We start from the raw sequence: 14208 nt of genomic DNA on the forward strand, positions 1-14208 counted from the left end.
CGGCGGGGGCGGCCGGGGTGTCGGCGAGGGCGGCGCGGATCCGGTCGGCGAGTTCCGCGCGAGCGGCCACCGGCACGATCACCGGCTCGACGCGCCCGCGCAGGCTCGCGACCACCTCCGCCGCCCACGGCCGGTCGCCGTCCCCCTCCGGGACGACGACCAGCCAGCGGCCGGGCGCGCCGGCGGGGGCGGTCGGGTCGGCCAGGGCAGCCAGGTCCGCCAGGTCGGCCTCGGGCAGCCGCTGCCAGCGTGTGCGGTACTGCCAGTCGGCCGCCTGCTCGCCGGCCTGCCGCGAGTGGTGCCAGGCCGACAGCGCGGGCAGCGCCCGGCTCAGTGGCACGTCGCCCGTCAACTCCAGTGCGGCGGTGAGCCCTTCGAGGTCGCCCTGGTCCACCAGCCGCCAGAACTCCGGGTCGGTCCGCCCGGCCGGGCCGGCCGGGTCGGCGCCCTCCTCGTGCGACAGCCAGTACCGGTCGGACCGGAACGTGTACGTCGGCAGGTCCACCCGCCGGGGGCTGCCGTCGGTCCCGGCCGAGACCACCCCGGCCCAGTCGACCGGGACGCCGGCCGTGAACAGGGCCGCGGCGGCGGCCAGCGCGGCGCCGCGCTCCGGGCGGTCCCGGCGCAGCAGCGGCACGGCCAGCGGGACGCCCGGCAGCTCGCCGGCCGGGCCGGCCGCGGCGGCCCGGACCGCCGAGGCGCACTCCGCGACCAGCGCCGACAGCACCCCGTCCGGGCCCGCCTCCAGGCAGGTGTCGAACCCGTCCGCGAGCAGGGTGGCCGTCACGTCCGCGAAGCGCACCGGCGCGCAGATCTGGTCCACCCAGTAGGCCGCCGAGCCCCAGGACGGCCCGTCACTCCACCGGCCGGTCACCGCGGCGACCCCGGGCAGCTCGGGCGACCGGGTGGTCACCCCCGCCAGCACCTCGCCGAACGCGTCGAGCATCGGCCGCATCAGCGGCGAGTGGAAGGCATGGCTCACCGTGAGCGCCTTGACCCGGCAGCCCGCCGCGCGGGCCACCCGGCCGACCCCCTCGACCGCGTCCGCCCGGCCGGAGACCACCACCGAGGTCGGGCCGTTGACCGCGGCGACCGCCAGCTGCCCCGGGGTCCGGGCCTCCTGCTCGGCCACCCAGCCGAGCACCCGGTCCGGCTCGGCCTGCACCGCGAGCATCGCGCCACCGGTCGGCAGCGCCTGCATCAGCCGGCCGCGGGCCGCCACCACCGCACAGGCGTCGGGGAGCGACCAGACGCCCGCGACGTACGCGGCCGTCAGCTCGCCGATCGAGTGGCCGGCCACGGCCGCCGGCCGGATGCCCCACGACCGGGCGAGCCGGACCAGCGCGACCTGGAGGGCGAACAGCGCGGGCTGGGCCAGATCGGTCCGGTCCAGCGACCGGCCGTCGGCGGCGACCCCGGTGGCCATCGCCTCCCGCAGCGGGACGCCCAGCAGCGGGTCGAACGCGGCGCACACCTCGTCGAGCGCCGCCGCGAACACCGGGAACGCCTCGGCCGCCCCGGTGCCCATCCCGGCCCGCTGGGCGCCCTGGCCGGTGAACAGGAACGCCACCCCGCGGCCCGTCCCGGCCGCGCCCTCGGCCCGCACGACGGCGGGGTGGGCCGTGCCGGCCGCGAGGGCCCGCAGGCCGTCGAGCAACTCCTGCGGGCTGTCGCCCAGCACCACGGCCCGGTCCTCCAGCGCCGGGCGGGTGGTGGCCAGCGACCACGCGACGTCGACCGGTCCGGGCGCGGACCCGGCGGTCAGGGACCCGGCGGTCAGGAAGTCGGCGAGCCGGGCCGCCTGGGTGCGCAGCGCCTCGGGACCGCGCCCGGACACCACCCACGGCAGCGTGCCGCGCGCCACCGCCCCGTCGGCCGGTTCCCCGGTCGGCCCCTCGGCCGGCTCCTCGGCCGGCTCCTCGACCGCCGGGGCCTGCTCCAGCACCAGGTGCGCGTTGGTGCCGCTGATCCCGAACGCCGACACCGCCGCCCGGCGCGGCCGCCCGGTCTCCGGCCACGCCACCGGCTCGGCCAGCAGCGACACCGCGCCGGAGGCCCAGTCCACGTGCGGGGACGGCGCGTCCACGTGCAGCGTCCGGGGCAGCACCCCGTGCCGCATCGCCATGACCGCCTTGATCACCCCGGCGACCCCGGCGGCGGCCTGGGTGTGTCCGATGTTCGACTTCACCGAGCCCAGGTACAGCGGCGGGCCGTCCGGGCGGTCCCGGCCGTAGGTGTCCAGCAGCGCCTCCGCCTCGATCGGGTCGCCGAGCCGGGTGCCGGTGCCGTGCGCCTCCACCACGTCCACGTCCTGCGTGGTCAGCCGCGCGTCGGCCAGGGCCCGGCGGATCACCCGGCGCTGGGACGGCCCGTTCGGCGCGGTCAGCCCGTTGCTGGCGCCGTCCTGGTTCACCGCGCTGCCGCGCAGCACCGCGAGCACCCGGTGGCCGTTGCGCCGTGCCTCGGACAGCCGCTCCAGCAGCACCAGGCCGACGCCCTCGGACCAGCCCGTCCCGTCGGCCGCCGCCGCGAACGACTTGCAGCGGCCGTCGGCGGACAGCCCGCGCTGGCGGGAGAACTCCATGAACAGCGTCGGCGTCGACATCACCGTCACGCCGCCCGCCATGGCCAGCGAGCACTCGCCGGCCCGCAGGGCCCGGGCGGCCAGGTGGATCGCCACCAGCGACGAGGAGCAGGCCGTGTCGACGGTGACCGCCGGGCCCACCAGCCCCATCGCGTAGGAGATCCGGCCGGAGACGACGCTGTCGGCGCTGCCGCTGATCAGGTAACCCGCCACCTCCTCGGGCACCGTGCTCTGCCGCAGCGCGTAGTTCTGGTACATCGCCCCGACGAACACCCCGGTGTCGCTGCCGCGCAGGGTCAGCGGGTCGATCCCGGCGCCCTCCGCGACGGTCCACGCGGTCTCCAGCAGCTGCCGCTGCTGGGGGTCCATGGCGAGCGCCTCGCGCGGCGAGATGTCGAAGAACCCGGCGTCGAACTCCGGTGCGCCGTACAGGAATCCGCCCGCCCGCGCATAGGTGGTGCCCGGGTGGTCCGGGTCCGGGTGGTAGAGGTCGGCCGGCCAGCCCCGGTCGGTCGGGAACTCCGACATCGCGTCGCGCCCGTCCGCCACCAGCCGCCAGAGGTCCTCCGGCGACCGGACCCCGCCGGGGTAGCGGCAGGCCATGCCGACGATCGCGATCGGCTCGTGCTCGCGGTCCTCCAGCTCGCGCACCCGCTGGCGCGACCGCTTGAGGTCGGCGGTCACCCGTCGCAGATACTCGACGACCTTGTCCTGCTCCGACACCTGTCGTTCCCTTCCGTGCTGCGTCGTGTGCGGGTCGTTCCCCGGGCCGGCGACCGGGACGGTCACTGGCCCGGGCGCCGCTTCGGCCGCCGGGTCGGCCGTTGGTCCGATCACCGGCACGGTCACCGGACCGGTCACCGGACCGGTCACTTGTCCCGTCACTGGGGGTCGAGTTCGGCGTCGATGATGTCGAAGAGCTCGTCCACCGAGACGCTGGCGATCCGCTCCGAGTCCGCCGCCTCCTCGGGGCGGGCCATCGAGTCCCGCCACCGGGCGAGCAGCGTCTCCAGCCTGGTCGCGACCGCCCGGCCGTCCAGGTCCGTCACCGAGGTGGCGGCCAGCGCCGCCTCCAGCCGGTCCAGCTCCTCGCCGACGCTCGCCACCGGGTGGTCCTCCCGCGTACCGGGCAGCACCAGGCGCTCGGCCAGGTGGGCGGCGATCGCCGCGGCCGTCGGGTGGTCGAAGACCAGCGCCGTGGGCAGCCGCAGCCCGGTCAGCAGGCCGAGCCGGTTGCGCAGTTCGACCGCGGTCAGCGAGTCGAACCCCAGCTCCGAGAGGACCCGGTCCGGCTGGACGCGCTGGGTGCCGTCGTGACCGAGCACGGTCGCGATCGCCTCCCGCACGGCGTCCAGCAGGATCCGGTCGCGCTCCGCCGCGCCGGCCGCGGCGAGCCGGTCCAGCAGCGCCCCGGAGCGGCCGGCCGAGGCCTGCCGACGGCCGGACGGGCCCCGGACCAGACCGTGCAGCACCGACGGCAGGGCCGACCCCTGCGCACGCAGCGCGCCCACGTCCCAGCGGACCGCCGCCAGCAGCGGCTCACCGGTGCCGACGGCCTCGTCGAACAGCGCCATGCCGTCCCGCGCGGTCAGCGGCACCAGCCCGCCCCGGGCCAGCCGGCGCAGGTCCACCTCCGAGAGGTGCCCGGTCATCGCGCTGGCGTCGGCCCACAGGCCCCACGCCAGCGAGGTCGCGGGCAGGCCGAGCCCGGCCCGGTGGGCGGCGAGCGCGTCCAGGAAGGCGTTGGCCGCCGCGTAGTTGGCCTGGCCGACGCCGCCCAGCACACCGCTGGCCGAGGAGTACAGCACGAAGGCCGAGAGGTCCAGCCCGCGGGTCAGCTCGTGCAGGTGCCAGGCCGCGTCCACCTTCGGGCGCAGCACCCCGGCCGCCTGTTCGGCGGTCATCGACGTGATCAGGCTGTCGTCCAGCACGCCCGCCGTGTGGACGACGGCCGTGAGCGGGTGCGCCGCCGGGATCGCGGCCAGCAGCCCGGCCAGCGCGTCACGGTCGGCGGCGTCGCAGGCCGTGAGGACGACCTCCGCCCCCAGCCCGGTCAGCTCGGCCCGCAGCTCCTCGGCGCCCTCGGCCCGCGGACCGCTCCGGCTGATCAGCAGCAGCCGGCGGGCCCCGTGGGCCGTCACCAGATGACGGGCCACCAGGCGGCCCAGCACGCCGGTGGCGCCGGTGACCAGCACCGTGCCCGCCGGGTCCAGGGCCGGGAACGCCCGGTCCGGGGCCTGTTCGGCCTGTTCGGCCCGGACCGCCGGGGTCAGCCGGGGCACCAGCGGCGCGCCGTCCCGGACGGCCACCTCCGTCTCCGCCCCGAGCGGGACCGCGGCCAGCGCGGCCGTGTCCGCCGCCCGGTCCAGGTCCGCGTCCAGCAGCCCGAACCGGCCCGGGTGCTCCGACCGCGCGGAGCGGACCAGCCCCCAGACCGCGGCGGCCACCGGATCGCCGCCGTCGGTCGCCCCGGCGCAGACGAACACCAGCCGGGACTCGGCGAACCGCTCGTCGGCCAGCCACTCCTGGACGAGCGCCAGCGCCTCCCGGACCGCCGTGTGGGCGGCGGCCGGTACGTCCCCGGCGGGCGCCGCCACCCGGACCAGCACCACCGGCGGCACTGCCGTGCCGGTGTCGACCGCGGCGGCCAGCGCACCGAGACCGGCGAACGCGCGGATGCCCTCCGGGCCGCCGGGCCGGTCGCCGAGGACCGCCCAGTCGGCACGGTCCACCGGCGCCGCGGTGGCGGCCGGCTGCCACTCCAGCCGGAACAGGGCGTCCGGCTCGCCGCGCCGCCCGGCGGACGGCGCCGGCGCGAGCCGCACCGAACCGGCCGAGGCGACCACCATGCCGTCGTGGCCCGTCAGGACCACGGAGACGGTGTCCGCGTCCGTGTCCTGGTGCGACTCCGTCGCCCCCGTCGCCCCCGCGCGGCCGATCACGGCCCGGACGGCGGTGGCCCCGGCGGCGTGCACCTGCACCTCCGTCCAGGACACCGGCACCAGCGGCCCCGACGCGTCCCGGGCGGCGGTCCACGCCCGGACCGCCGCGTCGAACAGCGCCGGGTGCAGGACGAACGCCCCCGGTTCGGCCAGTTCGACCTCGGCCCACACCCGGGCCTCCTCCTGCCAGACCCGCCGCGGCCCCGGGAACGCCGGTCCGTACGCGATGCCCTGGTCGGCGATCCGCTCGGCCACCGTGTCGGCGGCGAGCTCCGTGCCCGGCCGCCAGACCACCGGAGCGACCGGCTCCCGCTCGGCACCGACGGCGGCCGTCAGATGGACGGTCCATTCCTCTCCGTCGCCCGCCTCGGGGCACGACCGCACGACGACCGACCGCAGGCCGGCGCCGTCCGCCGCCCCGACGACCACCTGGACCCGGACCGCGCCCTGCTCCGGCAGGGCGAGCGGCACCGTCGCCGTCGCCTCCGCCACCCGGGGCGCGCCTGCCCGGTCACCGGCGGCGATCACCAGGTCGAGCAGCAGCGAACCGGGGAGCACGACCACCCCGTCGATCGCGTGGTCGGCGAGCCAGGGGTGGGTGGCGAGGGAGATCCGCCCGGTCAGCAGCGCTCCGCCGTCCGGGAGTTCGGCCGAGGCGGCGAGCAGCGGGTGCCCGGTGTCGGACAGCCCCGCCGAGGACACATCGCCCCCGGCCGCCGGCTCCAGCCAGTAGCGCTCGCGCTGGAAGGCGTACGTCGGCAGCTCGACCAGGCGCGGGTCGTGGCCCGCGAACAGCGCCGCCCAGTCGACGTCCGTACCGTGGACGAAGGCGTGCGCGAGGGCCGTCACCGTCTGGCGTGCCTCCGGCCGGTCGGCGCGCAGCGTGGGCGCGGCAGCGTCGACGAGGGCGGAGAGCACACCGTCCGGGCCGAGTTCGACCCAGGCGCCCACACCGGCCGCCTCGACCGCGTCGGCGAAGCGGACCGTGCGGGACACGTGGTCCACCCAGTAGGCGGGGTCGCACCACTCGCCGTCGACCGGGAGGCCGGTGACGGTCGAGACCGCCGCAAGGCGCGGCGGGTGGAAGGTCAGACCCGACACCACCGCACGGAAGTCCTCCAGCATCGGGGCCATCAGCGGGGAGTGGAACGCGTGGCTGACATCGAGCCGCTTGGTGCGGCGGCCCGGCAGGGCCTCGACGACCTCGCGAACCGCGTCCTCCGCACCCGAAACCACCACCGAAGTAGCCGAGTTGACCGCCGCGACACCCACCTCCGCGAGCCCGGTGAGCAGCGGGAGGACCTCCTCCTCGGCCGCCTCCACCGCGACCATCGCCCCACCGGCGGGCAGCGCGTCCATCAACCGGGCCCGCGCCGACACCAGCGCACCCGCGTCCACCAGATCCAGGACCCCGGCCACATGCGCCGCCGCGATCTCACCCACCGAATGCCCCACCAGCACGCGCGGAGTGACACCCCAGGAGGCGAGCAGCCGGAACAGTGCCACCTCCAGCGCGAACAGCGCCGGCTGCGCCAACCCGGTGCGGCCCAGGCCCTCACCCGAGGCGACGACCTCGGCCACCGGCGCGTCGAGCACCGCACACACCTCGTCGAACGCCTCCCGGAACACCGGGAACGCCTCGTACAATTCCCGCCCCATGCCTACCCGCTGACCACCCTGGCCCGCGAACAGGAACCCCACACCGGTCCGCACCGCGCCCGGCGAGGACAACACCGGCTCGGCCGCGACGAGTTCGGAGCCATCGGCGCCCAGCAGCACCGCCCGGTGCTCGAACACCGCCCGCGACGACACCAACGAGAAGCCCACGTCCACCGGATCGACGTCACCCGAGGACGCCAGCTCCGCCACCCGGGCCAGCTGCCCGCCCAGCGCCTCCGCCGACCGCGCCGACACGACCCACGGCACCACCGGCATCGCCGCCCGGTCACCGCCCACGGCGACCGCCGCCGGATCCCCCTCTTCGAGGATCACATGCGCGTTGGTGCCACTGATCCCGAACGAGGAGACACCGGCGCGACGCGGCCGGTCACCCGGGAACCACTCCCGGGCCTCATCCAGCAACTCCACCGCCCCGGCCGACCAGTCGACGTAGGGGCTGGGCTCGTCCAGGTGGAGCGTCCGGGGCAGGACGCCGTGCTGCATCGCCAGCGCCATCTTGATCACGCCGGCCATCCCCGCCGCGTGCTGGGTGTGGCCGATGTTCGACTTCACCGACCCGAGGTAGAGCGGCCGGTCCGCGTCGCGGTCGCGCCCGTACGTCGCCAGCAGGGCCTGCGCCTCGATCGGGTCACCCAGCCGGGTGCCCGTCCCGTGCGCCTCCACCGCGTCCACGTCCGCCGCCGACAGCCCGGCGCTGGCCAGAGCCTGCCGGATCACCCGCTCCTGCGAGGGACCGTTCGGCGCCGTCAGACCGTTCGACGCACCGTCCTGGTTCACCGCACTGCCGCGCAGCACCGCCCAGACCCGGTGGCCGAGCCGCCGGGCGTCCGAGAGCCGCTCCAGCAGCAGCACGCCCGCGCCCTCGGACCAGCCCGCGCCGTCGGCGGCCGCCGAGAACGACTTGCAGCGGCCGTCCGGCGCGCCGACCCGCTGCCGTGAGAACTCCACGAACAGGGTCGGGGTGGACATCACGATCACACCGCTCGCCAGCGCCATCGAGCACTCGCCGTTGCGCAGCGCCTGCGCCGCCAGGTGGATGGCCACCAGCGAGGAGGAGCAGGCGGTGTCGACGGTCAGCGTCGGACCGGTGAAGCCGAAGGTGTAGGCGATCCGGCCGGAGGCGATCGCGCCCGCGCTGCCGGTCAGCAGGTAGCCCTCGAACTCGGGGGCCTTGGCGAGGATCCCCGCGTGGTCCTGGCCGCTGATGCCGGCGAAGACGCCGGTCTGGCTGCCGCGCAGCGACTGCGGGTCGATGCCCGCGTGCTCGAACACCTCCCAGGTGGTCTCCAGCAGCAGGCGCTGCTGCGGGTCCATGCTGAGGGCCTCCCGCGGGGAGATCCCGAAGAACCCGGCGTCGAACCGGTCCACGTCGTCCAGGAAGCCGCCCTCGACCGTGTAGGTCTTGCCGGGCGCGTCCGGGTCGGCGTCGTACAGGTCCTCGATGCTCCAGCCGCGTTCGGCGGGGAACGGCCGGATGGCGTCCACGCCGTCGGTGACCAGCTGCCACAGGTCCTCGGGTGAGCCGACCCCGCCGGGGTAGCGGCAGGCCATGCCGACGATGACGATCGGGTCGTCGTCGGGCGAGGCCGCGGACGGGACCGGGAGGGGCGCCGGGCCGGCCGCCGCCACGCCGCCGAGTTCGGCGTCGAGGTGGGCGGTGAGCGCGGCCACGCTCGGGTAGTCGAAGACGAGGGTGGCGGAGGGCTTCAGGCCGGTCGCGTTCCTGAGCCGGTTGCGCAGTTCGACGGCGGTCAGCGAGTCGAAGCCCAGCTCGGTGAACGGCCGGTCCGCCTCGATGGCCGACCCGTCGCGGTGCCCGAGCACCTCGGCGACCTGGGTGCGGACGAGGTCGGCCAGGGCCCGGGTGCGGTCGGCGGGAGCGAGCCCGGCCAGCCGGCCGGCCAGGGCGGAGGCGCTCTCGCCCGTTCCGGCGGTGCCGCGGCGCGCGGTGGGCCGGACCAGCCCGCCGAGCAGGGGCGGGAGTTGGCTGCCGAGGCCGCGCAGGGCGGCCAGGTCGAGCCGGGTGGGCAGCGCCCAGGTGTGGCGTTCCCGCAGCACGGTGTCGAACAGGGCGAGGCCGTCCGCGTCGCCGAGCGGGCGCATACCGGCCCGGGCGATCCGTTCGCGGTCGGTGCCGGTCAGTTCGCCGGTCATCGCGCCGCCGGACTCCCAGAGCCCCCACGCGAGCGTCGTCGCCGGCAGGCCGAGCCCGGCTCGGTGGGCGGCCAGGGCGTCGAGGAAGGCGTTGGCCGCCGCGTAGTTGGCCTGGCCCGCGCCGCCGAAGGTGGCGGCGGCCGAGGAGTAGAGGACGAAGGCGGTGAGGTCGAGCTCCCGGGTGAGCTCGTGCAGGTGCCAGGCCGCGTCGGCCTTCGGGCGCAGCACGGCGGCGAACCGCTCCGGCGTGAGCGAGGTGACGAGCCCGTCGTCGAGGACGCCGGCGGTGTGCACGACCGCGCGCAGCGGCCGGTCGGCGGGGACGGCGGCGAGCAGGGCGGCGAGCGCGGCCCGGTCGCCGACGTCGCAGGCCGCCACGGTGGCCTCGGCGCCGAGCGCGGCCAGCTCGTCCCGCAGGGCGGCGGCGCCGGGCGCGGCCGGGCCGGAGCGGCTGACCAGCAGGAGGTGCCGCACCCCGTGCTCGCGGACCAGGTGGTGGGCGAGCCGGGTACCGAGGGCACCGGTGGCGCCGGTGACCAGCACGGTGCCGTCGGGGTCGAACGGGCCGGCCCCGGCGGTGTCGGTAACGGTGTCGGCGGCGGTGTCGGTAACGGTGTCGGTGTCGGTGTCGGTGTCGGAGTCGGCGGCGGGCAGGCGGGCCAGCCGGGGCACCAGGACGGCGCCGTCGCGGAGCAGGACCTCCGGCTCGTCGACGGCCAGGGCCGCCGCCCAGGCGTCGGAGGACGCCTGCGCCGTCCCGGCGCCCGTCGCGGAGCCGTCGGCCGAGTCGACGAGCAGGAAGCGCCCGGGGTGCTCGGTGACGGCGGCCCGCACCAGACCGCGGACGCTCGCGGCCGCCAGGTCGGTGCCGTCGACGGCCCCCCGGGTGACCACGGCGAGCCGGGTACCGGCCAGCCGCTCGTCGGACAGCCAGTCGGTGAGCAGGGCGGCCGTCCCGGTGACGGCGGTGTGGGTGTCCGCGAGCGGGTCGCCGGTGCCCGGCGCGAGGCCGGTCAGGACCAGCTCGGGCACGGGTGCGCCGTCGTCCAGTGCCCGGCGCAGCGCGGCCAGGTCCGGGTGCCCGGTGGCGGTGGGGAAGGCCCCGGCCAGGTCCGCGCCGGCCAGCAGGACCGGCCGCTCGGGCGCCGGCCGGGTGGCGGTGGCCGGACGCCAGTCGATCCGGAACAGCGCGTCGTGGTCGCGGGCCGCGCCGCGCAGCGCCGCCGGGTCGACCTCGCGCCAGGTCAGCGTGGCGACGGTGGCGACGGGCGCGCCGTCGGCGTCGGCGAGGGCCAGCGCGACGGAGTCGGGCCCCGTCGGGGTGAGCCGGACCCTGAGCCGGGTGGCGCCGGAGGCGTGCACCTCGACGCCGCTCCACGCGAACGGCAGGCCGCCGTGCCGGCCGTCGTCGACGACACCGCGCAGCAGCGGGTGCAGGGCGGCGTCGAACAGGGCGGGGTGGAGCACGAACCGGCCCGCTTCGGCGGTCTGTTCCGGGCTGAGCGCGGTCTCGGCGAACAGCTCGCCGTCGCGCCGCCACACCCGGCGCAGGCCCTGGAACTGCGGTCCGTAGCCGTGGCCGAGCCCGGCCAGCCGGGCGTAGACGCCGTCGAGGTCCACCTCGACCGCGCCGGGCGGCGGCCAGGCTCCCACCTCGGCGGGTGCCCCGGCGCCGGGGGCGACCACACCGGTGGCGTGGCCGGTCCAGACCGGCTCCGCCCCGTCGGCCGGTTCGGGCCGCGAGTGCACGGACGCCTCGCGCTGGCCGTGCTCGTCGGCCGGGCCGATGACGACCTGGAGCTGGACGGCGCCCTGGGCGGGCAGCAGCAGCGGTGCGGTCAGCGTGAGGTCCTCGATCCGGCCGCAGCCGACCCGGTCGCCGGCCGTGGTGACGAGCTCGACCAGCCCGGTACCGGGCAGCAGCACGGTGTCCAGCACGGCGTGGTCGGCGAGCCACGGGTGGCTGCTCAGCGAGAGCCGGCCGGTCAGGACGACGCCGCCGCCGGCCAGTTCGACGGAGGCGCCGAGCAGCGGGTGGCCCGCGAGCCCGAGGCCGGCGGCCGTGACGTCGCCCACCGAGCCGTCGGAGCGGAGCCAGTAGTCGGTGTGCTGGAACGCGTAGGTGGGCAGCTCGACCGGTCGGCGCGGGCCGCCGAGCAGGGCCGTCCAGTCGACCGGCACGCCCCGCACGTGGAGTGCGGCCGCGTTAGTCAGCAACTGGTGCAGGCCGCCGTGGTGGCGGCGCAGCGAGCCGACCACGACGGCGTGCTCGGCGCCGCGCTCCTCGGCCGTCTCCCCGATGCCCATGGTGAGCACCGGGTGCGGGCTGAGCTCCACGAACGCGTGGTGCCCGGAGTCCAGCAGGGCCGCCGTGCCGTCGGCGAAGCGCACCGTGCGGCGCAGGTTCTCGTACCAGTAGTGGGCGTCCATCCCCGCGGTGTCCAGCCACTCGCCGGTCACCGTGGACCAGAGCGGGGTGTCGGCGGACCGCGGTGCGAGGTCCCGGAGTTCGGCCAGCAGCCGGTCCTGGATGCCCTCGACGTGCGCGGAGTGCGAGGCGTAGTCCACCGGGATGCGGCGGGCCCGGACGTCCTCGGCGGTCAGTACGGCGAGCAGGTCGTCGAGTTCGGCGGCGGAGCCGGAGACGACCACCGTCCGGGGGCCGTTGACGGCCGCCACCGAGAGCGCCCCGCCGTACCCGGCGATCCGCTCCTCGACCTCGGCGAGGGGCAGCGGGACGGACGCCATGCCGCCGAGGCCGGCCAGTTCGGTCAGCGCGCGGCTGCGCAGCACCACCACACGGGCCGCGTCGCGCAGCGACAGCGCGCCGGCGACGCAGGCGGCCGCGATCTCGCCCTGCGAGTGCCCGATCACCGCGGCCGGAGCCACGCCGATCGCCCGCCAGGCCGCCGCCAGCGACACCATGACCGCGAACAGGGCGGGCTGGACCACGTCGACGCGCGCCAGGGCGGACTCGTCCTCGGTCTCGGCCAGCAGGTCGAGCACGGACCAGCCGGTCAGCTCGCCGATCACCTCGTCGCACTCGGCCATCGCGGCGGCGAACGCCGGTGAGCCGTCGAGCAGTTCGGCGGCCATGCCGAGCCACTGCGAGCCCTGGCCGGGGAAGACGAAGACGGTGCCGCCGGGCGCGCCGGCGGCACCCACGACCGCTCCGGCGGAGTCCTCGGCCACCGCGGTGAGCCCGGCCACCAGCTCCGCGTGGTCGGCCCCGAGCACGACCGCCCGGTGCTCGAACGCGGCGCGCGTGGCGAGCAGCGACCGGCCCGCGTCGGCGAGGTCGGGCGCGGGCCAGGCGGCCAGCCGGGCCGCCTGCGCCCGCAGGGCGGCGGCGCTGCGGGCGGAGAGGACCCAGGGCAGCACGGCCGGCGTCCGGTCCGGCCCGGCGGCCGGCTCCTCGGCCGCCTCCGGCGCGTCCTCGGGTGCCTCCTCCAGCACCACGTGCGCGTTGGTGCCGCTGATGCCGAACGAGGACACGGCGCCCCGCCGGAGCCGCTCCCCCGGCGCCCAGGCCTGCTCGCGGTCGAGCAGCCGGACGGCCCCGGTCTCCCACTCGATGTGCGGGGAGGGGGCGTCCACGTGCAGGGTGCGCGGCAGGACGCCGTTGCGCAGGGCCATGACCAGCTTGATGATGCCGGCGACGCCGGCGGCGGCCTGGGTGTGCCCGATGTTGGACTTCACCGACCCTAGGTAGAGCGGCCGGTCCCCGGCCCGCTCGCGCCCGTAGGTGGCCAGCAGGGCCTCCGCCTCGATCGGGTCGCCGAGCCGGGTGCCGGTGCCGTGCGCCTCGACGACGTCCACGTCGGCCGGGGTCAGCCCGGCGTTCGCCAGCGCCTGCCGGATCACCCGCTGCTGGGCGGGGCCGTTCGGCGCGGTGAGACCGTTGGACGCGCCGTCCTGGTTCACCGCCGAGCCGCGCACCACCGCGAGCACCTGGTGCCCGTTGCGCCGGGCGTCCGACAGCCGCTCGACCAGCAGCAGGCCGACTCCCTCGGACCAGCCGACGCCGTCCGCGGCGGCCGAGAAGGACTTGCAGCGGCCGTCGGAGGAGAGCCCGCGCTGGCGGGAGAACTCGACGAAGACCGCCGGGGAGGACATCACGGTGACGCCGCCGGCCAGGGCCATCGAGCACTCGCCCGCCCGCAGCGCCCGGATCGCCAGGTGCAGCGCCACCAGCGACGACGAGCAGGCGGTGTCCACCGTGATCGCGGGGCCGGTCAGGCCCAGGTTGTAGGCGATCCGCCCGGAGGCGATGCTCGCCGCGCTGCCGTGCCCGAGGTAGCCCTCGAAGCCCTCCGGCGCGGTCAGGAAGCGGGCCCCGTAGTCCGCGTACATCACCCCGGTGAAGACCCCGAGCGGCTGGTCCCGGACGGAGGTCGGGTCGATCCCGGCCCGTTCGAGCGTCTCCCAGGCGGTCTCCAGCAGCAGCCGCTGCTGGGCGTCGACGCCCATCGCCTCCCGCGGGCTCATCCCGAAGAACTCGGCGTCGAACTCCCCGGCTCCGTGCAGGAATCCGCCGTCCGTGCTGTACGTCTTGCCGGTGCGGTCCGGGTCCGGGTCGAACAGGTCGGTCGGCCAGCCCCGGTTGGTGGGGAACGGGGTGATCGCGTCACCGCCGTCGGCCAGCAGCCGCCAGAGGTCCTCCGGCGAGGCCACCCCACCGGGGAACCGGCACCCCATCCCGACGATCGCGATGGGCTCCTGGTCCCGCTCCTCGAACTCCCGCAGCTGGTGCCGGGCCTGGTAGAGGTCCGCGGAGACCTGCTTCAGGTAGTTCAGCAACTTCTCGTCGTTCGCCATCTCTTCCGCCCCGATCGGTGTCGCGTACAG

2 protein-coding genes are annotated in these 14208 nt (G+C 76.8%); both read right to left on the bottom strand.

The annotated features are described in order from the left end of the window. On the bottom strand, positions 1–3307 hold a 3307-nt coding region (locus tag ACFWA9_RS25815; protein WP_380390064.1), incomplete at its 3' end, for a type I polyketide synthase. Positions 3308–3465: 158 nt separating this feature from the next. Next, a complete protein-coding gene (locus tag ACFWA9_RS25820) occupies positions 3466–14160 on the bottom strand; it encodes an SDR family NAD(P)-dependent oxidoreductase (protein ID WP_380390068.1) in 10695 nt (3564 codons plus the stop codon). Positions 14161–14208 lie beyond the last annotated feature (48 nt).

Source organism: Kitasatospora sp. NPDC059973 (assembly GCF_042737525.1).
Taxonomy (GTDB): Bacteria; Actinomycetota; Actinomycetes; order Streptomycetales; family Streptomycetaceae; genus Kitasatospora.